The 24,154-nt window shown below is 68.8% G+C and carries 25 protein-coding genes, 1 tRNA gene and 1 pseudogene; 11 read left to right on the top strand and 16 right to left on the bottom strand.

The features are described 5' to 3' along the window. Positions 1 to 48 precede the first annotated feature (48 nt). A complete protein-coding gene (locus BJ991_RS11930) occupies positions 49 to 438 on the top strand; it encodes an SHOCT domain-containing protein (RefSeq protein ID WP_179490261.1) in 390 nt (129 codons plus the stop codon). Between the two features lie 206 nt (positions 439 to 644). On the opposite strand, the gene BJ991_RS11925 is transcribed toward BJ991_RS11930, so the two are convergent. Then, positions 645 to 727 (bottom strand) — tRNA-Leu (locus BJ991_RS11925). 39 nt (positions 728 to 766) lie between these two features. Here BJ991_RS11925 and BJ991_RS11920 point away from each other — a divergent pair. The 3 genes from BJ991_RS11920 (at position 767) to BJ991_RS11910 (ending at position 5,987) form a co-directional block, all read left to right on the top strand. Then, the gene (locus tag BJ991_RS11920; RefSeq protein ID WP_179490259.1) at positions 767 to 1,381 is read left to right on the top strand and encodes a response regulator; all 615 of its coding nucleotides are present in this window, start codon (positions 767 to 769) and stop codon (positions 1,379 to 1,381) included. Between the two features lie 52 nt (positions 1,382 to 1,433). Next, positions 1,434 to 4,076, top strand: a complete 2,643-nt coding sequence (gene polA, locus BJ991_RS11915; RefSeq protein ID WP_179490257.1) for a DNA polymerase I — start codon at positions 1,434 to 1,436, stop codon at positions 4,074 to 4,076. A gap of 240 nt (positions 4,077 to 4,316) precedes the next feature. Further along, the gene (locus BJ991_RS11910) at positions 4,317 to 5,987 is read left to right on the top strand and encodes a DUF885 domain-containing protein (protein ID WP_179490255.1); all 1,671 of its coding nucleotides are present in this window, start codon (positions 4,317 to 4,319) and stop codon (positions 5,985 to 5,987) included. 37 nt (positions 5,988 to 6,024) lie between these two features. Here BJ991_RS11910 and BJ991_RS11905 read toward each other — a convergent pair whose 3' ends face one another. After that, positions 6,025 to 6,690: a phosphoribosyltransferase gene (locus tag BJ991_RS11905; protein ID WP_179490253.1), complete on the bottom strand. Its 666-nt coding sequence runs from the start codon at positions 6,688 to 6,690 to the stop codon at positions 6,025 to 6,027. Positions 6,691 to 6,820: 130 nt separating this feature from the next. Between BJ991_RS11905 and BJ991_RS11900 the strand changes: the two are divergent. From BJ991_RS11900 to BJ991_RS11885, 4 genes and pseudogenes are all read left to right on the top strand, one after another. After that, positions 6,821 to 7,876: pseudogene (locus tag BJ991_RS11900) on the top strand (LLM class flavin-dependent oxidoreductase); the annotation flags it as partial. 40 nt (positions 7,877 to 7,916) lie between these two features. Then, a complete protein-coding gene (locus BJ991_RS11895) occupies positions 7,917 to 9,287 on the top strand; it encodes an MFS transporter (protein ID WP_179490251.1) in 1,371 nt (456 codons plus the stop codon). A gap of 20 nt (positions 9,288 to 9,307) precedes the next feature. After that, the gene (locus BJ991_RS11890) at positions 9,308 to 10,084 is read left to right on the top strand and encodes a GDSL-type esterase/lipase family protein (protein WP_179490249.1); all 777 of its coding nucleotides are present in this window, start codon (positions 9,308 to 9,310) and stop codon (positions 10,082 to 10,084) included. After that, positions 10,081 to 11,160, top strand: a complete 1,080-nt coding sequence (locus BJ991_RS11885; protein WP_179490247.1) for an FUSC family protein — start codon at positions 10,081 to 10,083, stop codon at positions 11,158 to 11,160. The genes BJ991_RS11890 and BJ991_RS11885 overlap by 4 nt, the downstream gene beginning before the upstream one ends. A gap of 15 nt (positions 11,161 to 11,175) precedes the next feature. On the opposite strand, the gene BJ991_RS11880 is transcribed toward BJ991_RS11885, so the two are convergent. Genes BJ991_RS11880 through BJ991_RS11870 form a run of 3 tightly spaced genes read right to left on the bottom strand, consistent with a single transcriptional unit; the run spans position 11,176 to position 13,557 of the window. After that, on the bottom strand, positions 11,176 to 11,736 hold the full coding sequence (locus BJ991_RS11880; protein ID WP_179490245.1) for a dihydrofolate reductase family protein: 561 nt from the start codon (positions 11,734 to 11,736) through the stop codon (positions 11,176 to 11,178). A gap of 46 nt (positions 11,737 to 11,782) precedes the next feature. Further along, the gene (locus BJ991_RS11875; RefSeq protein ID WP_179490243.1) at positions 11,783 to 12,625 is read right to left on the bottom strand and encodes a carbohydrate kinase family protein; all 843 of its coding nucleotides are present in this window, start codon (positions 12,623 to 12,625) and stop codon (positions 11,783 to 11,785) included. Continuing rightward, positions 12,625 to 13,557: a pseudouridine-5'-phosphate glycosidase gene (locus BJ991_RS11870; RefSeq protein ID WP_179490242.1), complete on the bottom strand. Its 933-nt coding sequence runs from the start codon at positions 13,555 to 13,557 to the stop codon at positions 12,625 to 12,627. The genes BJ991_RS11875 and BJ991_RS11870 overlap by 1 nt, the downstream gene beginning before the upstream one ends. Before the next feature lie 284 nt (positions 13,558 to 13,841). Here BJ991_RS11870 and BJ991_RS11865 point away from each other — a divergent pair, with 284 nt between their 5' ends. Further along, positions 13,842 to 14,105 (top strand): DUF6458 family protein, encoded by a 264-nt coding sequence (locus BJ991_RS11865; protein ID WP_179490240.1) that lies wholly within the window; start codon positions 13,842 to 13,844, stop codon positions 14,103 to 14,105. Positions 14,106 to 14,199: 94 nt separating this feature from the next. Here BJ991_RS11865 and BJ991_RS11860 read toward each other — a convergent pair whose 3' ends face one another. Genes BJ991_RS11860 through BJ991_RS18445 form a run of 3 tightly spaced genes read right to left on the bottom strand, consistent with a single transcriptional unit; the run spans position 14,200 to position 15,743 of the window. Further along, a complete protein-coding gene (locus BJ991_RS11860) occupies positions 14,200 to 14,979 on the bottom strand; it encodes a class I SAM-dependent methyltransferase (RefSeq protein ID WP_343048739.1) in 780 nt (259 codons plus the stop codon). After that, positions 14,976 to 15,341, bottom strand: a complete 366-nt coding sequence (locus BJ991_RS11855; RefSeq protein ID WP_179490238.1) for a cupin domain-containing protein — start codon at positions 15,339 to 15,341, stop codon at positions 14,976 to 14,978. Before BJ991_RS11855 ends, BJ991_RS11860 begins: the two co-directional genes overlap by 4 nt. Positions 15,342 to 15,350: 9 nt before the next feature. Beyond that, positions 15,351 to 15,743: an NUDIX domain-containing protein gene (locus BJ991_RS18445; RefSeq protein WP_343048737.1), complete on the bottom strand. Its 393-nt coding sequence runs from the start codon at positions 15,741 to 15,743 to the stop codon at positions 15,351 to 15,353. Positions 15,744 to 16,071: 328 nt separating this feature from the next. On the opposite strand from BJ991_RS18445, the gene istA reads away from it, so the two are divergent. Both istA and istB read left to right on the top strand, forming a co-directional pair. Then, positions 16,072 to 17,277: an IS21 family transposase gene (gene istA, locus BJ991_RS11845; protein ID WP_179489685.1), complete on the top strand. Its 1,206-nt coding sequence runs from the start codon at positions 16,072 to 16,074 to the stop codon at positions 17,275 to 17,277. After that, positions 17,277 to 18,065: an IS21-like element helper ATPase IstB gene (istB, locus tag BJ991_RS11840; protein ID WP_179487034.1), complete on the top strand. Its 789-nt coding sequence runs from the start codon at positions 17,277 to 17,279 to the stop codon at positions 18,063 to 18,065. The genes istA and istB overlap by 1 nt, the downstream gene beginning before the upstream one ends. A 368-nt stretch (positions 18,066 to 18,433) precedes the next feature. Here the strand turns inward: istB and BJ991_RS11835 are convergent, their stop codons facing one another. From BJ991_RS11835 to BJ991_RS11800, 8 genes are all read right to left on the bottom strand, one after another. Then, positions 18,434 to 18,853: a PIN domain-containing protein gene (locus tag BJ991_RS11835; RefSeq protein WP_179490233.1), complete on the bottom strand. Its 420-nt coding sequence runs from the start codon at positions 18,851 to 18,853 to the stop codon at positions 18,434 to 18,436. Then, complete coding sequence (locus BJ991_RS11830) at positions 18,850 to 19,101, bottom strand: type II toxin-antitoxin system Phd/YefM family antitoxin (RefSeq protein WP_179490231.1); 252 nt, start codon at positions 19,099 to 19,101, stop codon at positions 18,850 to 18,852. Before BJ991_RS11830 ends, BJ991_RS11835 begins: the two co-directional genes overlap by 4 nt. A gap of 59 nt (positions 19,102 to 19,160) precedes the next feature. Continuing rightward, the gene (locus tag BJ991_RS11825) at positions 19,161 to 21,539 is read right to left on the bottom strand and encodes an ATP-binding cassette domain-containing protein (protein WP_179490229.1); all 2,379 of its coding nucleotides are present in this window, start codon (positions 21,537 to 21,539) and stop codon (positions 19,161 to 19,163) included. A gap of 74 nt (positions 21,540 to 21,613) precedes the next feature. Beyond that, positions 21,614 to 22,024 carry a VOC family protein gene (locus tag BJ991_RS11820; protein ID WP_179490227.1) on the bottom strand — a complete coding sequence of 137 codons (411 nt, stop codon included), beginning with the start codon at positions 22,022 to 22,024 and terminating at the stop codon, positions 21,614 to 21,616. Positions 22,025 to 22,033: 9 nt separating this feature from the next. Next, positions 22,034 to 22,480: a helix-turn-helix domain-containing protein gene (locus BJ991_RS11815; protein WP_179490225.1), complete on the bottom strand. Its 447-nt coding sequence runs from the start codon at positions 22,478 to 22,480 to the stop codon at positions 22,034 to 22,036. 49 nt (positions 22,481 to 22,529) lie between these two features. Then, the gene (locus tag BJ991_RS11810) at positions 22,530 to 22,802 is read right to left on the bottom strand and encodes a DUF6510 family protein (protein ID WP_246301090.1); all 273 of its coding nucleotides are present in this window, start codon (positions 22,800 to 22,802) and stop codon (positions 22,530 to 22,532) included. Further along, positions 22,799 to 23,524 (bottom strand): FAD-binding oxidoreductase, encoded by a 726-nt coding sequence (locus BJ991_RS11805; RefSeq protein WP_179490223.1) that lies wholly within the window; start codon positions 23,522 to 23,524, stop codon positions 22,799 to 22,801. The genes BJ991_RS11810 and BJ991_RS11805 overlap by 4 nt, the downstream gene beginning before the upstream one ends. Then, positions 23,521 to 24,114: a sulfite oxidase-like oxidoreductase gene (locus BJ991_RS11800; RefSeq protein WP_179490221.1), complete on the bottom strand. Its 594-nt coding sequence runs from the start codon at positions 24,112 to 24,114 to the stop codon at positions 23,521 to 23,523. The genes BJ991_RS11805 and BJ991_RS11800 overlap by 4 nt, the downstream gene beginning before the upstream one ends. Positions 24,115 to 24,154 lie beyond the last annotated feature (40 nt).

Genomic DNA, 24,154 nt, shown 5'->3' with positions numbered 1-24,154 from the left:
CCGCGCTCGCTAGAGTGAACGCGGCCACGTCTGTCGAGAGGGTGGGACATGTTCTTCTGGGACTTCTTCTGGTACCTGCTGTGGGCGTTCTACTTCGTCGCCTACATCTACGTGGTGATCCTCATCATCACCGACCTCTTCCGTGACACGAAGCTCAACGGGTGGTGGAAGGCGGTGTGGATCATCTTCCTCGTCTTCCTGCCCTTCCTGACGGCGCTCGTGTACCTGATCGCGCGTGGCAAGGGCCTGGCGGAGCGCTCGGCGGCCGCACGCGGCGGAGTCGTTCCCGAAACGGACGACTACCGGCCCGCGGCATCCGCGAGTCCGACCGAAGACATCGCGCAGGCCAAGGCGCTCCTCGACGCGGGAACCATCACCCAGGGCGAGTTCGAGGCGCTCAAGAGCAAGGCGCTCGGACACCAGTACTTCGGCGCGTAGCGCGACGACAGACGACGGATGCCTCGACCGACGCATCCGTCGTGAGGAGTGCCGGTGGTGGGAGTCGTCCCCACGGCCCCTCCACGCGTCGCTTCGCGCCGCGCGGAGCCTCCGGCCGCGTGGGCCCACCCACAAGTGAGCCCTTCCCGAGCCCGACTTCCGCACGTGCGCAACGGGGCAGCCGATGGCCGCCCCCGTCTCGCACGTGCCGGTGGTGGGAGTCGAACCCACACGCCCTTTCGGGCAACCGAGTTTGAGTCGGTCGCGTCTGCCATTCCGCCACACCGGCCGCTGCGCGCTTCGATTGACCATACCTTAGGATTCAAAGGTGACTGAGAACGAGCAGCCTGCAGCGTCGTCCGCCGCTCCGCGCCGAGTGGTCGTAGCCGAAGACGAGTCGCTCATCCGGCTCGACATCGTCGAGATCCTGCGCGACAACGGCTTCGATGTCGTGGGTGAGGCGGGAGACGGCGAGACCGCCGTTCAGCTCGCGACCGAGCTGCGTCCCGACCTCGTGATCATGGACGTCAAGATGCCGCAGCTCGACGGCATCAGCGCCGCTGAGAAGCTCAGCAAGAACAACATCGCACCCGTCGTGCTGTTGACAGCCTTCAGCCAGAAGGAGCTCGTCGAGCGCGCGAGCGAGGCCGGCGCGCTCGCCTATGTCGTGAAGCCGTTCACGCCCAACGATCTGCTGCCCGCGATCGAGATCGCGCTGGCCCGTCACGAGCAGATCATCACGCTCGAGGCCGAGGTCGCCGACATGGTCGAGCGGTTCGAGACGCGCAAGCTCGTCGACCGCGCGAAGGGCCTTCTCAACGAGAAGATGGGCCTCACCGAGCCCGAGGCGTTCCGCTGGATCCAGAAGGCGTCGATGGACCGTCGCCTCACGATGCAGGACGTCGCGAAGGCCATCATCGAGCAGCTCGCTCCCAAGAAGTGAGACGCCTCCACAGCACGGATTCGGTGTCACCGGCCCTGGCTAGGCTTGCAGGGTGACGGACTCCGCAAAGCCCACCCTCCTGGTCGTCGACGGTCATTCGCTCGCGTATCGCGCGTTCTACGCGCTCCCTGTCGAGAACTTCTCGACGAAGGACGGCCAGCACACGAACGGCATCTACGGCTTCCTCGCGATGCTGATCAACCTGATCAAGGCCGAGAAGCCGACGCACATGGCCGTGGCCTTCGACACGTCGCGTCAGTCCTTCCGCACGCGCGAGTATCCCGAGTACAAGGCGAACCGCTCCGAGACCCCGGCCGAGTTCCGCGGGCAGATTCCGCTGCTGCAGGACTGCCTCGCCGCGATGAACATCCCGGTGCTCTCGCTCGAAGACATCGAGGCCGACGACATCCTCGCGACGCTCGCGACCCAGGGCGAGGAGCAGGGCTTCCGCGTGCTCGTGTGCTCGGGCGACCGCGACACGATCCAGCTCGTCGACGATGACATCACGCTGCTGTACCCGAACGTGCAGGGCGTCTCGCAGCTCAAGCGCTACGACACCCAGGCCGTCATCGAGAAGTACGGCCTGCCGCCGCAGAACTACCCCGACATCGCGGCGCTCGTCGGCGAGACGAGCGACAACCTTCCGGGCGTGCCGAAGGTCGGCGAGAAGACAGCGGTGAAGTGGCTCAACCAGTTCGGGTCGCTCGACGAGCTGCTCGCGAACGCCGACAAGGTGACGGGCGTGGTGGGCAACAACCTCCGCGAGCACCTCGAAGCCGTCAAGCGCAACCGCGCGCTCAACCGGCTGCTGCGCGACGTCGAGCTTCCGGTCGGGCCGGCCGACCTCGAGGTCAAGCCGATAGACGCGCAGGCGGTGCGCGACATCTTCTCGCGGCTGGAGTTCCGCACCCTGCTGCCGCGCGTCTTCGAAGCGGCGGGGCTCGACGGGGCGGCGGGCACGACCCAGTCGACGGCCGAAGTGCCGCCGATGCCGAAGTCGGCCGAGCCGTCGCCGACCGAGCTCGCCGACTGGCTCGCAGCTGCGGCCGGCGAAGTGGGCGTGACCGTCACGATCGAAGGCGGGCTGCCGCGCCGCGTCGGCTTCGCGACCCTCGAGGCGGCGGTCGAGATGACGTGGACTCCCGAGGTCGCCGAGGCGATCGCGTCGTGGTTCGCGTCCGACGCACCGAAGGTGTTCAGCGACACGAAGCCGCAGCTGAAGGCACTGCGCCGTGCCGGCGTCGACGTCGGCGGGCTCGCGTTCGACACGATCCTCGCCGGGTGGCTCATCCGTCCGAGCTTCCCCGACAAGACGCTGTCCGATCTCGTCGACCGCTACCTCGGCGAGCGCCTTCCCGAGTCCGATCCGACGCAGCTCGTGCCCGAGACCGAGGGCGCCACGCCGGGCCAGGTGTCGTGGTTCACGCTGCGGGTCGCCGACGCCCTGCGCGTCGAGCTGCCGGCGCGCGTGGCATCCGTCCTCACCGACATCGAGCTGCCCACGCTCGTCACCCTCGCCGGCATGGAGCTCGCGGGCGTCGCCGTCTCGCACGACAAGCTCGCGGCGCTCTCGGGCGAGCTGGGCGAGCGCGCCGATGCGATCGCGCAGCAGGCGTTCGCCGCGATCGGGCGCGAGGTCAACCTCGGCTCGCCGAAGCAGCTGCAAGAGGTGCTCTTCGAAGAGCTGCAGCTGCCGAAGACCCGCAAGACCAAGACGGGGTATTCGACGGATGCCGCGGTGCTCGCCGACCTGCAGGAGACGAACCCGCATCCGTTCCTCGACCTGCTGCTGCAGCACCGCGAGGCGACGAAGCTGCGTCAGATCATCGAGTCGCTCGACACCGCGATCGGGCCCGACGGGCGCATCCGCACCACCTACTTGCAGACCGGAAGCCAGACCGGCCGGCTCTCGAGCACCGACCCGAACCTGCAGAACATCCCGATCCGCACCGAGGAGGGTGCCCGCATCCGCGCCGCGTTCGAAGTGGGAACGGGCTACGAGGCGCTGCTCACCGCGGACTACTCGCAGATCGAGATGCGGATCATGGCGCACCTGTCGGGCGACCCCGGCCTCATCGAGGCGTTCAACTCGGGCGAAGACACGCACCGCTACGTCGGCGCGCGCGTCTTCGGCGTCGCCCCCGAAGACGTCACGCCGCTCATGCGCACGAAGGTCAAGGCGATGTCGTACGGGCTCGTGTACGGCCTGTCGGCGTTCGGCCTGTCGAAGCAGCTGCGGATCGACCAGTCCGAGGCGAAGCAGCTCATGATGGAGTACTTCGCGCGGTTCGGCGCGGTGCGCGACTACCTGCGCTCATCGGTCGAGCAGGCGCGCATCGACGGCTACACCGAGACGATCTTCGGTCGCCGCCGGCCCTTCCCCGACCTCACGAGCCCCAACCGCGTGCTGCGCGAGAACGCCGAGCGTGCGGCCCTCAACGCGCCGATCCAGGGCAGCGCGGCCGACATCATGAAGATCGCTCTCTTCCGCATCCACGACGAGTTCGTCGCCGAGGGTCTGCGGTCGCGCGTGCTGCTGCAGATCCACGACGAGCTCGTGGTCGAGGTCGCGCCGGGGGAGTGGGACGCGGCCGAGCGCATCGTCCGATCACGTATGGCGGATGCCGCGGAGCTGACGGTCCCGCTCGACGTTCAGATCGGCCGCGGCGCCGACTGGAACGAGGCCGGTCACTAGGCGCAAGCGGTTTTTCCGTGGTCGCGGGGCGGTCCCCGCGAGGACTCGCTGACGCTCGTCGGCGGCTTCGCCGCGCCCCCTGCTTGTTTGGTCGCGGGGCGGTCCCCGCGAGGACTCGTTGACGCTCGTCGGCGGCTTCGCCGCGCCCCCTGCTTGTTTGGTCGCGGGGCGGTCCCCGCGAGGACTCGCTGACGCTCGTCGGCGGCTTCGCCGCGCCCCCTGCCCCCTAGGCTGGACGGCATGACTGAACCACGGACTCCCACGGAGATCGACAAGATCGCCGAGACCTGGGTCGACACGCTCGCCGAGCTCGAACCGACGATCGCGACCTACATCGGCCGTTCCGAGTACAACGACCGCTTCGGCGACTACTCGCCCGAAGGCGTCGAGCGCGTCCTCGACGCGGCGCGCAAGACGCTCAAGGAGCTCGAGGCGGCCACGCCGGTCGACGACATCGACCTCGTCACGAAGGACGACCTCTCGAGCCAGCTCAAGCTCGAGCTGGATGTACACGAGGCCGGATGGCCGAAGCGCGACCTCAACGTGATCGCGTCGCCTCCGCAGGACATCCGCTCGGTGTTCGACCTCATGCCGACCGACACGGTCGACGACTGGTCCGTGATCTCGAAGCGTCTCAGCGCGCTCCCGGCAGCCATCGAGGGCTACATCGCGACGCTGCGCACCGGGATCGCCGAAGGCGTCGTTCCCGCGCGGCGGCAGGTGACGGAGGTCGTCACGCAGATCGCGCGCTACACGTCCGACAGCGGCTTCTTCGCGACCTTCGTCGGCGAGGCGAACCCGAGCGAAGGACAGCTCCCCGCCTCGCTCGCCCGCGACCTCTCCGACGCGGCGGGCAGCGCCCGCGTCGCGTACGACGAGCTTGCGGCGTTCCTGGGCAACGAGCTCGCGCCGGTCGCATCCGAGAAGGATGCCGTCGGCCGCGAGCTGTACGCCCTCCAGTCGCGCCGCTTCCTCGGCGCCACGATCGACCTCGACGAGACGTACGAGTGGGGCGTCGAGGAGCTCGCGCGCATGGTCGCCGAGCAGGAGGCCATCGCGAACGAGATCAAGGCCGGGGCATCCGTCGAAGAAGCCGTCGCGTTCCTCGAACAGGACGAGAAGCGCAAGCTGCACGGCACAGAGGCCCTGCAGCGCTGGATGCAGGAGACGAGCGACCGCGCGATCGAAGAGCTCGGCAAGACGCACTTCGACATCGCCGAGCCCATCCGTCGCCTGGAGTGCATGATCGCCCCCACGAAGGAAGGCGGCATCTACTACACGGGTCCGACCGACGACTTCTCGCGCCCCGGCCGCATGTGGTGGTCGGTCCCCGAGGGCGTCGACTCGTTCGACACGTGGCGAGAGCTCACGACCGTGTACCACGAGGGCGTCCCGGGACACCACCTGCAGATCGCACAGGCGGTGTACAACCGCGCGCAGCTGAACTCGTGGCGGCGCCTGCTCGCCGGCTCGAGCGGTCACGCAGAGGGATGGGCGCTGTACGCCGAGCGGCTCATGGACCAGCTCGGCTACCTGAGCGACCCCGCCGATCGTCTCGGCATGCTCGACGGGCAGCGGATGCGTGCCGCGCGTGTCGTGCTCGACATCGGCGTGCACCTCGAGAAGCCGCGCCCCGATGGCCAGGGCACATGGGACGCGGACTACGCACTGGCGTTCATGCGCCGCAACGTCAACATGTCCGACGAGTTCGTGATGTTCGAGGTGAACCGCTACCTCGGCTGGCCCGGACAGGCTCCGGCCTACAAGGTCGGCCAGCGCATCTGGGAGCAGCTGCGCGACGACGTCAAGGCGGCGCAGGGCGACGCGTTCGACATCAAGGCGTTCCACAAGCGCGCGCTCGACCTCGGCGGCGTCGGCCTCGACACGCTGCGGGCGGCGTTCGCGCGCTGATCCCCGCGACGGCCGGTTCCTGGTCCCCGTTGCGGGGTCAGGCACCGGCCGTCGTGTCTCCCGCGGCCGCCTCCGCGCCGCCGCTCGACGCGGCCAGCAATCTGATGACCTCGTCGTCGGTGGTCTGGCGGAAGTCGCGGAAGAACTGCCCGACGGCCCAGAAATCGCGGACGCGGTTGGGGCAGACGTACTCGTCGACGGCCTCCTGTTCTGGTGAGAAGTCGACCGGTGCCACCGGAACGGCGAGCACGATGGTCGATGCGCCTCGCGCCCGCAGCGAGCGACAGGCGACGGTCGCGGTCGCCCCGGTCGCGATGCCGTCGTCGACGACGAGCGCGGTCCTCCCCGAGACGTCGATGGCGGATGCCCCGAACAGCCGCGTCCGCCGGGCGAGCTCCTCGCGCTCCCTCTGTTCGACGGCGGCGAGCTCGTCGGGTGTTGTGAAACCCGTGCGCACGGCCTCCGGGCTGATGAAGCGCACGTCCTCGGCGATCGCGCCGACGGCGAACTCCTCGTGGTGAGCGGCGCCGAGCTTGCGCACGACCACCGCCGCCAACGGCAGCGACAGCACACGCGCGACCTCGGCGGCGACGACGACTCCGCCTCGCGGGATGCCGAAGACGATGGCATCCGTTCCCCTCCAGCGCTCCAATGCGGCGGCGAGCACTCGCCCCGCGTCGGCGCGGTCCGCGAAGATGGCCATGCCTCCAAGGTACGCCGACGCCCTCGCCGGCGGGGGAGGCCGTTGGTCCGGCGGTCGGTCGCGAGTCCGTCGGGAATGCGCACTGTGCGCGGCATGTTGCATGCGCGTGAATGCAAAGGAGACCATGCTCATGACCAACCAGCCCGACACCCCCTCCACTGCGGATGACGTCGCCTTCGGGCTCGACACATTCGGCGATGTGACTCTCGACGAGCAGGGAAACCGGCTGACCGGGGCCCAGGTGATCCGCAACATGGTCGAGGAGGCCGTGCTCGCCGACGAGCTCGGGCTCGCTTCGTTCGGGGTGGGGGAGCATCACCGGCGCGAGTTCGCCGTCTCGAGTCCCGAGATCGTGCTCGCGGCCGCCGCGGGGCGCACGCGCGGCATCCGTCTCGGCACCGCCGTCACCGTGCTCTCGTCCGACGACCCGGTGCGTGTGTACGAGCGCTTCGCGACGCTCGACGCGGTCTCGAACGGGCGCGCCGAGGTGACGCTCGGGCGCGGCTCGTTCATCGAGTCGTTCCCGCTGTTCGGGTACGACCTCGCCGACTACGAGATCCTCTTCGAGGAGAAGCTGGACCTCTTCTCGCAGCTGGTCACCGAGAAGCCGGTCTCGTGGCAGGGCCGCACGCGTGCGGCCCTCACCGACGCCGACGTCTACCCGAAGACCGAGAGCGGCCTCGCGGTGTGGGTCGGCGTGGGCGGTTCGCCCGAGTCGGTCGTGCGCGCGGCGCGGTATGGGTTCGGACTGACGCTCGCGATCATCGGCGGTCCTGCGGCTCGGTTCCGTCCGTTCGTCGATCTGTTCCACCGCTCGGTGGCGTCCTTCGGACACGACCCGCTGCCGGTGGCGGTCCACTCGCCGGGTCACATCGCCGAGACGGACCAGCAGGCGTGGGACGAGGCGTACCCGTCGTTCGAGGGCATGTACAACACGATCGGAAAGGAGCGCGGCTGGCCGACGTACAACCGCCTGCGCTTCCAGCACGACGTCGGGCCGGAGGGCGCGCTGTACGTCGGTTCGCCGGAGACCGTCGCGGCCAAGATCGCCGACACGATCCGCACGCTCGGAATCGCTCGCTTCGACCTCAAGTACTCGAACGGCACGCTCGCCCACGAGAAGCTCATGCGCTCGATCGAGCTGTACGGCACGCGCGTCGTGCCCATGGTGCGCGAAATGCTCGCACAGCGCGCGACGGCGGCCCGCACGGCTCTACGATTCACTCATGTCGGTCCCGACGCCACCCACGCCCGCCACGGCCGCGTCGCTGTCGCAGAGGCTGGATCGCCTGCCGTTCACGCGCGCGCACCTTCGTGTGCTCACCGGCTCGGGAATCGGGTGGGCCCTCGACGCGATGGATGTCGGGCTCATCTCCTTCATCCTTGCCGCGCTCGCCCAGGAATGGAGCCTGGCGCCCGAAGAGACCGCGTGGATCGCGTCGATGGGCTTCGTCGGCATGGCGGTCGGCGCCGCGCTCGGGGGACTGCTCGCCGACCGCTTCGGGCGCCGCCAGGTCTTCGCGCTGACACTCCTCGTGTACGGCGTCGCGACGGGTGCGAGCGCGCTCGTGGGCGGCATCGTGCTGCTGCTCATCCTGCGCTTCTTCGTCGGGCTCGGACTCGGCGCCGAGCTGCCGGTGGCGTCGACGTACGTGAGCGAGTTCGCGCCCGCGCGCATGCGCGGCAGGCTCATCGTGATCCTCGAGGCGTTCTGGGCCATCGGCTGGACAGCGGCGGCGCTCATCGGGTTCCTTGTGATCCCGGCATCCGACGCCGGCTGGCGCTGGGCGTTCGCGCTTGGTGCGATCCCCGCGGCGTACGCGCTGATCGTGCGGTGGGGGCTCCCGGAGTCGCCGCGGTGGCTCGAGCGGCGCGGTCGCCATGACGAGGCGGAGTCCGTCATCCGCGCGTTCGAGGAGTCGTCGTCCGTGACCGCCGAGGCGCCCCGACGCCTCACGACCGGCCCGATCGAGCTGCCGCCCGCCGCGCAGACCGCGCGCGAGCGACTCGGAGCGCTGTGGTCCGCGGAGTTCCGCGTGCGCACCGCGTGCCTGTGGCTCGTGTGGTTCTGCGTGAACTTCTCGTACTACGGTGCGTTCATCTGGATCCCGTCGATCCTGGTCGCGCAGGGCTACGACCTCGTGCGGTCGTTCGGCTTCACGCTCGTCATCACGCTCGCGCAGCTCCCGGGCTACGCGGCCGCGGCGTGGCTCATCGAGGTGTGGGGGAGGCGGCTGACACTGTCGGTGTTCCTCGCGGGCTCGGCTGTCTCGGCGATCCTCTTCGGGACGGCCGGCGCGGAGTGGTCGGTGCTGGCCGCGGGCATGGCGCTGTCGTTCTTCAACCTCGGCGCGTGGGGCGCGCTCTACGCCGTCACGCCCGAGATGTATCCGACCTCGCTGCGCGCGACCGGCTCGGGGTGGGCTGCCGGCGTCGGCCGCATCGCGTCGATCGTCGCCCCGCTGTCCGTGCCGCCGCTGCTCGCTTTCGGCGGCGCGCCCGTGCTGTTCATCGTGTTCGCGCTGTTCTTCGTGATCGCAGCCGCGAGTGCGTGGGGTCTCGTCGACCGGCGCGGACGGTCGCTCGACGACCGTTGAGCCGCCGTAGGCTGAGGGCCGTGGCATCCGTTCGATATGTCGCCATAGGCGACTCGTTCACCGAAGGAGTCGGCGACGAGCTTCCCGACGGGCGCGTGCGGGGATGGGCCGACCTCGTCGCGCAGGGGTGGGCGGATGCCGCGGGCGAACCCATCGAGTACGCGAACCTGGCCATCCGCGGCAAGCTCGTGTGGGCGATCGTCGAAGAGCAGCTCGAGCCGGCTCTCGCCCTGAAGCCCACGCACCTGTCGTTCAACGGGGGCGGCAACGACATGCTGCGCCCGCGCACGTCTATCGCGAGCGTCGCCGACGCGTTCAGCCTCGTGCTCAAGCGCTGCGACGACGAGGGCGTCACGCTGATCCTCCTGTCGGGGGCGAACCCCTCGGCGCAGCTGCCGCTCAGCCGCGTGATCCAGCGGCGCGGGGACCTGCTCTCGGCGGCGGTGGTCGCGCGCGTGAGCGAGCGGCCGGACGTCGTGCGCGCCCTCAACTGGCCCGATCGCGAGCTGTCGACGCCGCCGTATTGGTCGGAGGACCGCCTGCACATGAACGCGCGCGGTCATCACCGCGTCGCCGCGCGCGTGCTCGAAGCGCTCGGGCTGAATCCACCGGAGGAGTGGTGGTCGCTGCCGGAGCTGCCGCCCGCGGCGGTGCGCGGAGCCACGTACTATCGCGCGCACGTCGGGCCGTGGGTGCGACGTCGCCTCACGCGCACCTCATCGGGCGACGGACGCGAGCCCAAACACCCGGACTGGGTGACGGTCGAACCGTCACCCCACGAGACAGCCTCGTCATGAGGGTGCCGTCGCGCCACTGGGCTTCGCGCCTCTTCGGCGCGACGGATGCCGCGTGGAGCGTGTCGTTCGCCGTCCACATCCTCATCGGGCTGATCGTCGGGGTTGCTGTGCTGCTGCCGTTCTTCCCGACGCCGGCCGCGATGCTCGGGGGACTGTGCGCGGGGCTCGTGGCCGGTGTGGGCGCGCGCGTGCCCGCCGCGGTCGCCGGGTTGGTCGCGCTCATGACCGGTCTCGTCGCGCTCGTGTGCGCGGGGCTGGGGGTGCTCACCTCGCCGATCCCGGTGCTGGCCGCGGTCGCCATGGGCGCGATCGTGTTCTCCTCGTCGCTCGCTGCCGCGGGCGGGCCGCTCGGGGCCGGACTCGGCCTCGTGGGCTCCTTCACGTTCGCCTTCGCGACGTCGGTGCGCGTCCTCGGCGGCGAGCGTGCGGGCGGTGTCTCCGACCTTCTCGGCGTGGTCGCCGCCGGAGCGGCGGTCGGTGTCGTCGTCGGATTCGTATCGGCGTTGTTCCGCGCGAAGGGCCGGCTCGCGAGGCTGCCGCGGTCGGAGGAGTCGTTGAGTGTGCGGATGCTCCACGCGCTGCGCGCGCGTGATGAGCACTTCCGCGACGGGGTGCGACGGGCGATTCCGCTCGCCGTGGCGATGCTCGGCTTCAGCGCCTTCGGTGGACGGGATGCCTACTGGATCTTCCTCGCCGCGTTCACGATCCTCCTTCCGACGGGCAAGCCGCCCACCTCGGTGCTCATCACCCGGATCGCAGGGACCGTCGTCGGCGTTGTCGCGGTCGGCCTGCTCGCGCTCGTGGTTCCGACGATCGCCCTGGCGGCCATCGCCGTCGTCGCGCTCATCGTCGGGATCGCGGCGCAGGAGAGGTACCCGACGTACGGAGCCGCGCTGAGCTCGATCGGCGCGATCATGTTCGTCGGATTGCCGAGCGGCGCCGTCACGGAGTGGGCGGCGCACCGGCTGCTCGATACTCTCATCGGGTCGGCGCTGGCTGTCCTCGCGCTGCTGGTGCTGTGGCCGCGCGACCGACCGAAGCGCGAGGCGGAGGCGGGAGTCGGCGTGCCGGGGTGACTCGCGGGCGCAGCGTCAGCTCGAGATCGAGAAGGTGAGCTCGGCGAACTGGCCCATCTGCCGCACAGCCTGCAGCGTCAAGCGATCGGAGCCCAGGTTGCGAGGCAGCAGCGGCTTGCCGGACACGAGCGTCGCGGGCGCGACCGACACGCGGATCTCATCGAGCAGCCCCGCATCGGCGAACTGACCCGCGAGGTCGCCCCCGCCGACAACCCACACGTCACGATCGCCCGCCGCGTCGCGGATCTCGGGCCAGGCATCTTTCACATCGCCCGTGATGAACCGGATGTCGGCACCCGGCACATCCGGCAGCGTACGGCTCGTGAAGACGTAGGTCGGGCGATCGCCGTAGTACTTCGGCCACTTCTCGGGGTGCGCGAGGAGGTCTTCGTGTTCGACGACCCACTCGTAGGTGGACGAGCCCTGCACGAGAACTCCGATCCCGTCGAGGAACGCCGTGAAGTCGGCGTCGCCGCCCTCGCCGCCCGGAACAGCGAAGAGCCAGTCGAGGGAATGGTTGTCGTCTGCCAGGAATCCGTTCAGAGTCGTTGCGGTGTAGTAGACCACGCGATGCATGCCGACACGGTAGCGGCGGCCGCCGACATCCGCGCCCGTCGTCGAGCTAGAGCGCGCCGAGCTCGGTGAGCGCCCGACGGGCGAGGTCTGCACCGGCTCGCGCGGCGGATGCCACATCCGCTCCGCTCATCGCGGTCGCGATGTACCCGGCGGCGAACGCGTCGCCGGCACCCGTCGAGTCGATGAGACCTTCCACGGGCTCCACCGCAACGTGCACCTCGTCGCCGCCCACCGTGACGACCACGGGCTCGCCGCCGCGCTTGACGATGTACGCCTCGACGGACGAAAGGTCGAGGGCGAGGGCCCCCGCGCATGCGGCCTCGTCGCGGTTCGCGAACACGACGTCGGGGCGGACGCGCGCGATGAGGGCACGCAGCTCGCGGGTGCCCAGCTCGCGCATCGTGGCGACGCTCGAGAGGTCGAGACTCACGCGGACCGGTGGCCGAAGCATCCGGTCGATCGCCTCGACGACCGCGGAGCGCGACGGCTCCGTCGAGAACCCGTACAGCGGGACATGCACCCACTCGACGTCGTCGAGCCAGGCCGGATCGATCGGGCCGAGCTCAGCCGCAGCTCCGCGATCGGTGATCATCGTACGTTCGCCCTCGTCGTCGACGAGGATGACGATCGTCCCGGTGCGCCCACCCCGCTGCACGCGGACATCGACTCCGGCCTGCTCCAGCCTTCGCACGAGTGCATCGCCCGCGGGGTCGTCGCCCACGCACCCGATGAATCGAGTGGCGACGGATGCGGCCGCCGCTGCTGCGACGTTCGCGGCGCTTCCGCCGCGCGCGTGACGGATCGTGGCGACGTTGTCGGTGCCGCGTTCGAGCCCACCCGCGCGCCGGACGAGCACGTCGTCGATCAGGTCGCCGATCGTGAGCAGCATCAGCCGGCGGGGGAGAGGGGAGTGGTCGAGAGGGCGGCGGCGATGCGTGCGCCGAGTTCGACGTTGCCGCGGTAGACGTCGACGTTCACGTCGAGGCTTCGTCCGCCGGTCTCGCGCTGGACGAAGTCCAGCAGGAATGGCGTCGTGTCGTGGCCGCTCACGCCGAGCCGGTGCGCTTCGTCGAGGGCACGCGTGAGCACGTCGTCGTGGAGTTCGCGCGGAAGCTCGCGCTCGGCGCCGACGGGGTTCGCGACGAGGAGGGCGGAGCTGATGCCGAGACTGTCGCGCGCCTCGACGACTCGCGCGATCTCTCCGGGAGAGTCCACCGAGAAGTCCAGGTCATATCCGGAATCCGAGATGTAGAACCCCGGGTAGTCCGTCGTGCGATAGCCCACCACCGCGAGGCTCAGGGTCTCGAGACGCTCGAGCGTGAGCGGGATGTCGAGGATCGACTTCACCCCGGCGCTCACGAGCACGAGGGGGAGTGCGGCCAGGGTAGGCAGGTCGGCCGACTCGTCGAACGTCTGCTGCGCGCCTCGATGCACGCCGCCGAGCCCTCCGGTCGAGAAGACACGGATGCCGGCGCGATCGGCGAGGAACGCGGTGGCTGCGACCGTCGTGCCGGCGCTGAGCCCCTTCGCCATCGCGAGAGGCAGGTCCCGCAGGCTCGCCTTCATGACGCCGTCTGTGGTCGCGAGGCGCTCGATCTCGTCGGGGGATAGGCCCACGGTCGGGCGCCCGTCGACGACACCGATCGTGGCGGGCACGACCCTGAGCGAGCGCACGAGGTCCTCGGCCTCGCGCGCGACCGCGATGTTGCGCGGACGCGGGAGCCCGTGCGTGAAGATCGTCGATTCGAGCGCGAGCACGGGCGCGCCGCGCTCGATCGCGTCGCGCACCTCCTCCGAGATGGCGAGGGGAGTGGGTGGCACAGCGGCTCCTTCCGGGGTCTTCTCACACCCTATTCGCGAGCAACGAAGCCTCACGTGCAGAACTTCAGGGATCAGCGGCGGTCCCGGGTGGCGGGTCTGTTCGGATACCGGTGACGAGCGCACATCCGTGGAGTTCTGCACACCCGAGGAGGCAGCCGGAACCGGAGCATCCGCGATTTGTCAACCCCTTGGGTCCGATCGAGGCGACCCGGAATCGTGGATTGCGGGCCAAAACAGCCCGCAGCAGGGGAGGGGTGACCCCCGGACCCCGGAAAGGAGCTCGCATGAGCATCGGAGCCGGAATCGCGCTGTTCGCCATCGGCGCCATCCTGACGTTCGCCGTCAACGTCGAGACCGAGTGGGTGAACCTCGACCTGATCGGATACATCCTGATGGGCGCCGGAGTCGTCGTCTTCATCGTGGGGCTGGTGCTCCTCATGCGCCGCCGGCGATCCGACACGGTCACGCGCACCGCTGTGGACCCCGCCGCGGGCGAGCGGGTCACGCGCCAGAGCACGGCGACGACCGACGACGACCCGTACGTCTGAGTCGTCACAGAGGCCCGGGCCTGGGCATGACCCGCCGCCCGGGCCTCTGCTGTTTCCGTTGTTTCCGTGCGGGGTCGGTTCTGGCTTCGCCGAGTCAGCTCTCGGGAAGACGCCAGACGGAGATGTGCGAGTCGCTCTCGCTGGAGAACGGCGTCCTGTCCCAATCCCCGAATCGGCCCTCCAACTCGAAGCCCGCGATCCGGGCCATGAGGTCGAGTTCCGACGGCCAGACGTATCGGTAGTTGTGCGGGCTGTACCGGTAGCTGCCGTCGGATTGTCTCCGGTAGTGGTGCGAGATGGCGCGCTGCGACACGAGATCGTACGTATCGAAGCCGAGGTGCTGCTCTGAAACATCGAAGGGGACCGCATTCTGTCCTGGGGGCAGGCGTCGAAGTTGCGGCACGAGGACCTCGACGACGAATCGACCGCCGGGCCGGAGATGCCGGGCGGCGTTGCGGAAGCACTCCACCTGGGCGTCCTGGGTATAGAGGTTTCCGATCGTGTTGTAGACGAGGTAGACGAGCGAGAACTCTCCGTCCACGCGAGTGGTCGCCATATCGCCGATCGCGGTCGGGATGGTCTTCGTCTTCTTCATCAGCTGCTCGACCATCGCGGGTGAGTACTCGATGCCCGACACTTCGACCCCGCGGGACTGCAGGGGAACGGCCACACGACCCGTCCCGATCGCGAACTCGAGTGCTCGGCCGCCCTGTGCGAGCTCCGCGAGGAACAGCGTCGTGCGCTCGAGCAACTCCGGCGAGAACATGGGGTCGTCGGGCGAGTCGTATGCCTCGGCGTCTCGGGCCGTCCAGAGATCGCTGGGGACGTTGCGGTCGTCACGCGTGTGAGCGCTCTGCTGCACGGGACTGCTCACGGCAGCTCCCGCAGGGGAGAGGTCATCTCCCCGCCCGCTGAGCCTGTGTTCACGGTGCCCTTGGGTTCGAACAGGAGCGCGTGGACCTCCTCATCCGCCTTCGGGCGGTGTTCGACGCCGCGGGGGACGACGAACACGTCGTTCGGGCCGAGGACGACATCGCGATCGCGGAGCTGAATGATCAGTTCGCCGTTCAGGACCATGAAGAGCTCGTCGGTGTCGGGGTGGTCGTGCCACACGAACTCCCCGTGGATCTTGACGACCTTCACGTCGTAGTCATTGATGCTGGTGAGGCGGTGGGGCTGCCAGTAGGCGGTGATGCGGGACAAGGCGTCGTCGATGTTCCGAACGTCATCGCTCATGCGGCAATCCTATGGCGCGGTGCGGACGGCGTCCTCGAGAACGTCGTCGATCCATCGGTGGCGGTCGAGCCCGGCGATGTCGGCCTGTGTGACCCAGCGCGTCTCGATGAGCTCGGACGGCTCGAGCGCGAAGTCGGTCGAGGCCGGCTCGCAGCGGTAGGCGATCGTGACGTAGCCGACGCGATCGCCGTTCGGATAGCTCGTCTCGAGGGCGGCTCCGCCGTAGGCGCCCACGATTCCGCGGACCGCAACCGGCACGCCCAGTTCCTCGCGCACTTCGCGGAGGAGAGCGGCTTCGGGCTCCTCGCCGGGCTCGATGCTCCCGCCGACCAGGCTCCACAGCCCAGAGTCGCGCTGTCGCGCGACCAGGAAACGGTCGTCAACCTGAACCACGGCGGTCACGCCCGGGAGTAGGACATAATCGGTTCCTATTCGAGCGCGGAGCTCGCGGACATAATCGGATGCCGGCACGGATGCCACATTATCGGGGCAGTGCGTGCACCCCTCTTCACACCGGCCCCTCTTCCGCAGAGGAGGGCGGCTGCGACCGGAAGCGGGGCTCATTCATGCACTACTGGTGACGAGCAATATCACTTTGAGTATTGTCGACGTCGCGATCCCGAAGGAGTGGCCGCTCAATGGTGAGCGGGAATGGCCGGGTGTCGACGACGCTCCAGAACCCGGCCAAAACGACGCTTGAAAACTAGGCCACCCGGACCAGATTGGGTGGGTGATCTCCTTGGAAGATTGGGCGTTGATCAGGCGGCTTGTCGCGGACGGTGTTCCGCAGCGTCAGGTTGCTCGAGATCTCGGTATCGCGCGGGACACGGTCGCGGCGGCGGTGCGGTCTGACCGGCCGCCGAGGTATCAGCGGCCGCTGCAGCCGACGTCGTTCTCGCCGTTCGAGGCGAGAGTCAGAGCGTTGCTGGCGGAGCATCCGTCGATGCCGGCGACGGTGATCGCGGAGCGGCTTGAGTGGTCGGGGTCGATCACCTGGTTCCGGGAGAACGTGCGTCGGCTGCGGCCGGAGCACCGCCCGGTCGATCCCGCTGATCGGCTCAGTTGGGCAGCGGGTGATGCGGCGCAGTGCGACCTGTGGTTCCCGCCCCGGAAGATCCCGCTCGAGGACGGCACGGCGGTGCTGCTGCCGGTGTTGGTGATCGTCGCGGCGCATTCGAGGTTCGTGACCGCGAGGATGATCCCGACGCGCAAGACGGAGGATCTGCTGCTCGGGTCGTGGGAGCTGATCCAGCAACTAGGGGCGGTGCCGCGACGGCTGATCTGGGACAACGAGCCCGGCATCGGTCAGAAGGGGCGGCTCGCGCAAGGCGTCGCCGCATTCGCGGGGACCCTCGCGGCGAAGGTCGTGCAGCTGCGCCCCTTCGACCCGGAGTCGAAGGGGATCGTCGAGCGGCGCAACGGCTGGTTCGAGACCTCGTTCATGCCCGGCCGGGCCTTCGCCTCACCGGCGGACTTCAACGCCCAGCTCGCCGACTGGCTGGAGAACGCGAACGGCAGGGTCGTGCGGACCATCAAGGCACGTCCGGTCGATCTGATCGAGCACGACCGCTCGAGGATGCTGCCGTTGCCGCCGATCCCGTTGCAGCTGGGCTGGCGGGAACGGGTCAGGCTCGGCCGGGACTATTACGTCCGCCTCGATGCGTCCGACTACTCCGTCGACCCGCAAGCGATCGGCCGCATCGTTGACGTGACCGCAGACCTGGACCGCGTCCGAGTCAGGATGGATGGGCGCGTCGTCGCCGACCACGCCCGGGTCTGGGCGCGCGGAAGCATCGTCACGGACCCGGCTCATGTCGAGACGGCGCGACGGTTGCGGCAGCAGTTCCAGCAGCCCCGCCCTGCCGTCGTCGGAGACGACCTCACCAGGGATCTCGCTGACTACGACCGCGCCTTCGGGATCGAGGGAGTCGCCTGATGGCCGCCAAGCAGACCGACGCCGTCAAGCAGATCACCTATCTCGCCGGAGCGCTGAAAGCACCGAGGATCACTGAAGCGGCCGGCCGGATGGCCACCCAAGCACGGGACGCGGGCTGGTCGTTCGAGGACTACCTCGCCGCCGTCCTCGAACGCGAAGTCTCAGCGCGGAACGCGTCTGGCGCGGAGCTGCGGATCAAAGCCGCCGGGTTCCCCGCCCGGAAGACTCTCGAGGACTTCGACTGGGACGCTCAGCCGGCAGCCCGTCAGCAGATCGCCGGACTCGCCTCCGGAGGGTTCCTCCTCGAGGCGCAGAACGTCGTCCTGCTCGGCCCGCCCGGAACCGGCAAGACTCATCTCGCGACCGCTCTCGGGATCGTTGCCGCGAGGCACGGGCACCGGGTGTTGTTCGCGACCGCGACGGACTGGGTCACCCGTCTCACCGACGCTCACCGGCAGGGCCGGCTCCCGCAGGAACTCGCCCGGCTACGACGCTACGGGCTGATCATCGTCGACGAAGTCGGCTACCTCCCGTTCGAGCAAGACGCCGCAAACCTCTTCTTCCAGCTCGTCTCATCCCGCTACGAACACGCCTCATTGATCCTCACCAGCAACCTGCCGTTCTCTGGCTGGGGCGGCGTCTTCGGAGACCAAGCCGTCGCCGCCGCGATGATCGACCGGATCGTCCACCACGCCGACGTGCTCACGCTGAAGGGCGCCAGTTACCGGCTCCGCGGACGAGGCATCGACAGCCTCCCCAGCATCAAGACGCAAGATCCGGCAGACTGACGAAACGACGAATCGGTGGCCTAGTTTTCGCCCGTCGTTTTGGCCTGGTTCTCAACCGTCGCCGACACCGGGATCGACTGCGCGAATGGGGTCGGTTGGTGCCGTGTCTCATCGCTGGTCATTGCGGTGTCCTCCCAGTCGTGCCGCGATGCTGTCTCGCGTGACCGACCGGGTCGAGAGAACTGACCGTGTCTTGTCGAGCCGCGCACCCACATTCGACAAACCCCAGGTCAGAGGGTTGAACCGAGCGGCGACGGCCGATCCTCAAGCGGCGCGGCGAGGGGAGTAGCCCCGATTTCATCTAGTGCAATAATGCCTGGTCGAGTTGACATAATGTGCATTATCGGCGCGAGGTCATTCTGGGATGATCAGGCATCGACCCACGGATCGAGCATCGCGACGCCCGTGCGCTCCATGTCTTTGCGATTGCGATTGCGAGTGACGAGGATGAGGCCGTGGACGATCGCCGTCGCAGCGATGATGGCGTCCATCGCCGGCATCGGATCCGGCACGTGAAGACCCCCGGCGGCTCGTGCGACTCTCTCGTCCACGGCAAGCACCCGACCGTCGAACAGCGGAAGCACCGCTTCGTCCAGCCATTCACGCAGCGCACGTCCGCTCCGCTCGTCCTGACGCTCCTTGCGTCGCACACCGAGTTCGAGTTCGAGCACTGTGATGGAGCTGATCGCGAGGTCCGCGATTCGCTGACGCGCGATCCAGTCGGCCACCTGAGGCGACCGCCCGACGCGCGCGTCGCTGATCACGTTCGTATCGAGCAGGTACCTCACAGCTCAGGGACTCTGAGCTCGGCCGTCGTGCGGTCAGGCAGTTCGAGATCGATGGCTTCGCCGCGCGGCATCCGCAATCGGTCGCCGACGAACTCCGTGCCGCCCGTGAGTCGATCGAATTCCTCGGCGGTGAGCAGCACGTGCGACCGGCGCCCGTGATCCGTGATCACAACCGGGCCGTCCTCTGCGGCGCGCTTCGCGGCGCTGACATCGCGGTTGAACTCGCGGCTCGAGATCGTTGTGGTCATCGCTCCCCCTCCCTCGGCCTGGTCGATCGAATGTACCTATTGTACCTACGACTTCTCGCTCACGCTCCGACATACTCCGCCAGATGCTCGCCTGTCAGAGTCGACTTCGCCTCTACGAGGTCGGCCGGGGTTCCCTCGAACACGATCCGCCCGCCGTCGTGCCCCGCGCCCGGGCCGAGGTCGATGATCCAGTCCGCGTGGGCCATCACGGCCTGGTGGTGCTCGATCACGATGACGGACTTGCCGGAGTCGACCAGGCGGTCCAGCAGCGCCAGCATGTTCTCGACGTCGGCCAGGTGGAGACCTGTCGTCGGCTCATCGAGCACGTACACGTCGCCCGGCTCGCCCATCTGGATCGCGAGCTTGATGCGCTGACGCTCACCACCCGACAGCGTCGACAGCGGCTGCCCGAGCGTCAGATAACCCAGCCCGGCGTCTTCGAGGCGACTGAGGATCGCCACGGCGGCCGGAATCTTCGCCTCGCCCTCCGCGAAGAATTGCCGTGCCTCGCTGACGGGCAGATCGAGCACCTCGGTGATGTCCTTGCCGCCGAGCTTGTAGTCGAGCACAGCCGCCTGGAACCGCTTGCCGCCGCAGTCCTCGCACGGCGTCTCGACCGTGTCCATGAAGCCCAGCTCGGTCACGATCACGCCGGCGCCCTTGCACGTCGGGCACGCGCCTTCGGAGTTGGCGCTGAACAGGGCCGGCTTGACGCCGTTCGCCTTCGCGAACGCCTTCCGGATCGGCTCGAGCATTCCCGTGTACGTAGCCGGGTTGCTGCGACGCGACCCCCGGATCGCACCCTGGTCGATCGCGACGACGCCTTCGCGTTTCGACACGGACCCGTGGATGAGCGAGCTCTTGCCCGAGCCGGCGACGCCGGTGACGACCGTCAGCACGCCGAGCGGGATGTCGACGTCGACGTTCTGCAGGTTGTTGGCGTCAGCCCTGCGGATCTCGATGACGCCGCTCGCCCGGCGCACCGACGGCTTCAGCGATGCGCGGTCGTCGAGGTGCCGGCCCGTCAGCGTGCCACTCGCGCGGAGCCCTTCGACGGTTCCCTCGAAGCAGATCTCTCCCCCGCTCGCGCCCGCACCCGGGCCGAGGTCGACGACATGGTCGGCGATGGCGATCATCTCGGGCTTGTGCTCGACCACGAGCACCGTGTTGCCCTTGTCTCGCAAACGGATCAGAAGCTCGTTCATGCGCTGGATGTCGTGCGGGTGCAGGCCGATCGTCGGCTCGTCGAAGACGTACGTGACATCGGTGAGCGACGATCCCAGGTGCCGCAGCATCTTGATGCGCTGCGCCTCTCCCCCGGAAAGGGTCCCTGAAGGACGCTCCAGGCTGAGATACCCGAGTCCGAGGGTGACGAAGGCCTCGAGGTTCGCGCGAAGCGCGTCGAGGAGCGGGCCCGCCCCCGGGCGATCGAGGCTCTTCACCCATTCTGCGAGGTCGGTTACCTGCATCCGGCATGCGTCGGCGATGCTGACCCCGTCGATCTTCGACGATCGTGCACCCTCGGTGAGGCGCGTCCCGTCGCACTCGGGACAGGTGGTGAACGTCGCCACACGCTCGACGAAGGCGCGGATGTGCGGCTGCAGCGCGTCGAGGTCCTTCGACAGCATCGACTTCGTGATCTTCGGGATGAGGCCCTCGTAGGTCATGTTGATCCCCTGGATCTTGACCTTCGTGACCTCGCCGTAGAGGAAGAGGTGGCGCTGCTTCTCGGTGAAGTCTTTGATCGGCTTGTCGGCCGGGTAGAACCCCGACGCGGAGAAGCCCTTCACCATCCAGCCGTCCGCGGTGTAGCCGGGCACCATGATGGCGCCCTCGTCGAGCGACTTCGTCTCGTCGATCACCTGCGAGAGGTCGATGTCGGACACCGCTCCGCGCCCCTCGCAGCGCGGGCACATGCCGCCGAGGTAGATCGCCTCTTTCACGATCTTCTTCTCGCCGTTCGGCCCGACCATCACGCCGCTGGCCTTCTGCGTCGGGATGTTGAACGAGAACGCCGTCGGGCCGCCGATGTAGGGCTCCCCCAGCTTGCTGAACAGGATGCGCAGCATCGCGTTCGCATCGGTCACGGTGCCGACCGTCGACCGCGGATTGGCGCCCAGCCGCTCCTGGTCGACGATGATCGCCGTCGTGAGCCCCTCGAGCACATCGACGTCGGGACGCGGCACCGACGGCATGAAGCCCTGCACGAACGCGCTGTAGGTCTCGTCGATGAGCCGGCGCGACTCGGCGGCGATCGTGTCGAACACGAGCGAGCTCTTGCCCGAGCCCGACACGCCCGTGAAGGCGGTCAGGCGCCTCTTCGGCAGGTCGACGTCGACGTTCTTGAGGTTGTTCTCACGGGCGCCGCGCACGCGGATCAGCTCGTGGCTGTCGGCGAGGGGCGCGGCGGATGCTGCGGACGCGGGGGCGCTGGTCATCGGTCTCCATCCATTGAGCTCGTCGGCGCGGGGTCGAGCCTATCGACCCCGGCCGACACGGTGGGCTGGCGCGGTCAGGCGCGCTGGTCGATGCGGAGGATGTTGCCGGCCGGGTCGCGGAACGCGCAGTCCCGCACTCCGTACGGCTGATCGGTGGGCTCCTGCAGCACGTCGGCGCCGAACGCCTGAAGCTTCTCGAACAGGCCGTCGAGGTCGTCGGTGGAGAGTGTCACCGACGCGTAGCTCCCCTTGGCGATGAGCTCGAGGATCGTCTGGCGCTCGGCATCCGTGATGCCCGGGTCGACGGCCGGCGGATGCAGCACGATCGACGTCTCAGGCTGCCCGAGGGGTCCGACCGTGATCCAGCGCATGCCCTCGTAGCCGACGTCCTTGCGCACCTCGAACCCGAGCGCGTCGCGGTAGAAGGCGAGGGCGGCGTCGGCGTCGGTGTGCGGCAGGAACGCGTACTGAATCTTGATGTCCATGCCGCCACGCTAACCGGCGGGCACCTCGCGTGCTTCTCGATTCCTGATCGGCCTGACGACCTGCTTCGCATGGCACGAGGGCAGCTCGCCGTCGATGGACTCGGCGGCCCAACGCCGGTACGCGCTGGGCGACATGCCGACGAGCTCGGTGAAGCGCGTGCTGAAGGTGCCGAGGGAGGAGCAGCCGACCGTGAAGCACACCTCGGTCACGCTGAGGTCTCCGCGACGCAGCAGCGCCATCGCGCGCTCGATGCGACGCGTCATGAGGTACGAGTAGGGCGACTCCCCATACGTCGCGCGGAACCGGCGGCTGAGGTGACCGGCAGACATGTTCACGCCGCGCGCGAGCGCCTCGACGTCGAGCGGCTGGGCGAACTCGCGATCGATGCGGTCGCGCACGCGCCGCAGGAGTGCGATCTCATGCAGTCGCCGGAGTGCCTCGGGGTCGCTCGTCACGGTGGCGATGCTGTCACGAACCGCCGACAGAGTCCAGCGGATGCGCCTCTCACGGCCCCTCGAGCGTCACGAGCGAGCCGATCCGCAGTCGCAGCCTCTCGCCGTCGCGGAGCACGGTGAACAGCGTGTGCGTGCACGAGCGGCACCGCACGATCGCGGCGATCTCGTCGAGTTCGACGACGCTCTGTGCGAGCGGCTCGGCGGCGCCGCATCCGCCGCACGTCCCCGTCATCATCGTCATGTCCTGCGCGAAGAGCTCGGCGAGCAGCCCCGCGATCGCGTTGCCGTCGACGACCGAACTCGCGTTCTCGGCCCGCATCATGCACCTCCGAAGCGCTCGGTCCGGATCTTCGCCGCCGGATGCCCGAGCCTCACGAGCGCGTCGGCGACGTGCTCGACGAACGACGTCGGCCCGCACACGAACACGTCCGGCATCCGGTCGACCGGCCACACCGCCGACGTGATCACCTCGTCGTCGACGCGACCGACGCGGCCGGCCCATCCCGGCGGTCCGCCGCGGGTGTAGACCCACGTGAGGTCCAGTCCCCCGTCGCCCGCCAGGCGTTCCAGCTCATCGCGATATATCGCGGTTTCGGGTCGTCGCACCGAGTACAGCAGCCGGAACGGGACGCCGGTGCCGGCATCCGCCCTCGCCTTCGCCATCGCGGCCAGAGGGACGATGCCCGACCCGCCGGCGATGAGCTGCACGGGGTTCGCTCCCCCGGGCCGCCACACGAAGTATCCGCCCAGCGGCCCCTTGACCTCGAGCATGTCGCCCGGCTGCACGTCCCGCACGAGGTAGGGCGAGACCTCGCCTTCGGGCACCTCGTCGACCGCGAGCTCGATCGCGTCGCCGTCGCCGTACGACCCGAGCGAGTACGAGCGGACGGCCTGGTATCCGTCCTCGGCCGTGAGGCGCACATCGACGTGCTGCCCCGGTTCGCTGCCCGGCCAATCGGGCACGGTGACCCGCAGCACGCGCGCCGTCGGGGTGACGTCGGCGACCTCCGAGATCGTGGCCGGACGCCAATCGCCGACGATCACCAGTACCGCTCCTCCGTCCACGGATCGCCGTGCATGTTGTAGCCGTTCTGCTCCCAGAACCCCGGCGCGTCGTGCTCCATGAGGGTGAGGCCGCGCACCCACTTGGCGCTCTTCCAGAAGTACAGGTGCGGCACGATGAGCCGAGCGGGTCCGCCGTGCTCGGGATCGAGCGGCTCGCCTTCGAACTCGAACACGACCCAGGACTTGCCTTCGAGGAGGTCCTCCATCGGGACGTTCGTCGTGTAGCCGCCGTACGAGTGCGCCATCGCGTACCCGGCGTCCGTCTCGATGCCTTCGAACAGGGTGTCGATCGAGACGCCCCGCCAGTGCGTGCCGAGCTTCGACCAGCGCGTGACGCAGTGGATGTCGGTCGTGACCTCCTCGATCGGGAGGGCCATGAGCTCGTCCCACGTCCACGCCTTCGTGGCGCCGTTCTCGTTGCGGATCGCGAACCGCCACTCGTCGAGCTCCACCCGCGGAGTCGGACCCGCCGACAGCACCGGGAAGTCCTCGGTCAGATATTGTCCGGGAGGAAGCCGCTCATCGCTCTCACGACGTCGCGCGCCGAACCCCCTCGAGAACACCGCCATGCGCACCTCCGTGCTCGAGTGCCTGCAGGCACACGCTACT

The sequence above is a fragment of the Microbacterium immunditiarum genome, assembly GCF_013409785.1.
GTDB classification, from domain to species: Bacteria; Actinomycetota; Actinomycetes; order Actinomycetales; family Microbacteriaceae; genus Microbacterium; species Microbacterium immunditiarum.
This window is presented reverse-complemented; position numbering and strand designations above follow the sequence as displayed.

Bases quoted from the DNA above. Each gene is read 5' to 3' on its own strand.
- BJ991_RS11930 (WP_179490261.1), top strand. From the start codon at position 49: ATGTTCTTCTGGGACTTCTTCTGGTACCTGCTGTGGGCGTTCTACTTC.
- BJ991_RS11910 (WP_179490255.1), top strand. From the start codon at position 4,317: ATGACTGAACCACGGACTCCCACGGAGATCGACAAGATCGCCGAGACC.
- BJ991_RS11905 (WP_179490253.1), bottom strand. From the start codon at position 6,690: ATGGCCATCTTCGCGGACCGCGCCGACGCGGGGCGAGTGCTCGCCGCC.
- BJ991_RS11895 (WP_179490251.1), top strand. From the start codon at position 7,917: ATGTCGGTCCCGACGCCACCCACGCCCGCCACGGCCGCGTCGCTGTCG.
- BJ991_RS11885 (WP_179490247.1), top strand. From the start codon at position 10,081: ATGAGGGTGCCGTCGCGCCACTGGGCTTCGCGCCTCTTCGGCGCGACG.
- BJ991_RS11880 (WP_179490245.1), bottom strand. From the start codon at position 11,736: ATGCATCGCGTGGTCTACTACACCGCAACGACTCTGAACGGATTCCTG.
- BJ991_RS11875 (WP_179490243.1), bottom strand. From the start codon at position 12,625: ATGCTGCTCACGATCGGCGACCTGATCGACGACGTGCTCGTCCGGCGC.
- BJ991_RS11865 (WP_179490240.1), top strand. From the start codon at position 13,842: ATGAGCATCGGAGCCGGAATCGCGCTGTTCGCCATCGGCGCCATCCTG.
- BJ991_RS11855 (WP_179490238.1), bottom strand. From the start codon at position 15,341: ATGAGCGATGACGTTCGGAACATCGACGACGCCTTGTCCCGCATCACC.
- istB (WP_179487034.1), top strand. From the start codon at position 17,277: ATGGCCGCCAAGCAGACCGACGCCGTCAAGCAGATCACCTATCTCGCC.
- BJ991_RS11830 (WP_179490231.1), bottom strand. From the start codon at position 19,101: ATGACCACAACGATCTCGAGCCGCGAGTTCAACCGCGATGTCAGCGCC.
- BJ991_RS11825 (WP_179490229.1), bottom strand. From the start codon at position 21,539: ATGACCAGCGCCCCCGCGTCCGCAGCATCCGCCGCGCCCCTCGCCGAC.
- BJ991_RS11820 (WP_179490227.1), bottom strand. From the start codon at position 22,024: ATGGACATCAAGATTCAGTACGCGTTCCTGCCGCACACCGACGCCGAC.
- BJ991_RS11810 (WP_246301090.1), bottom strand. From the start codon at position 22,802: ATGATGCGGGCCGAGAACGCGAGTTCGGTCGTCGACGGCAACGCGATC.
- BJ991_RS11800 (WP_179490221.1), bottom strand. From the start codon at position 24,114: ATGGCGGTGTTCTCGAGGGGGTTCGGCGCGCGACGTCGTGAGAGCGAT.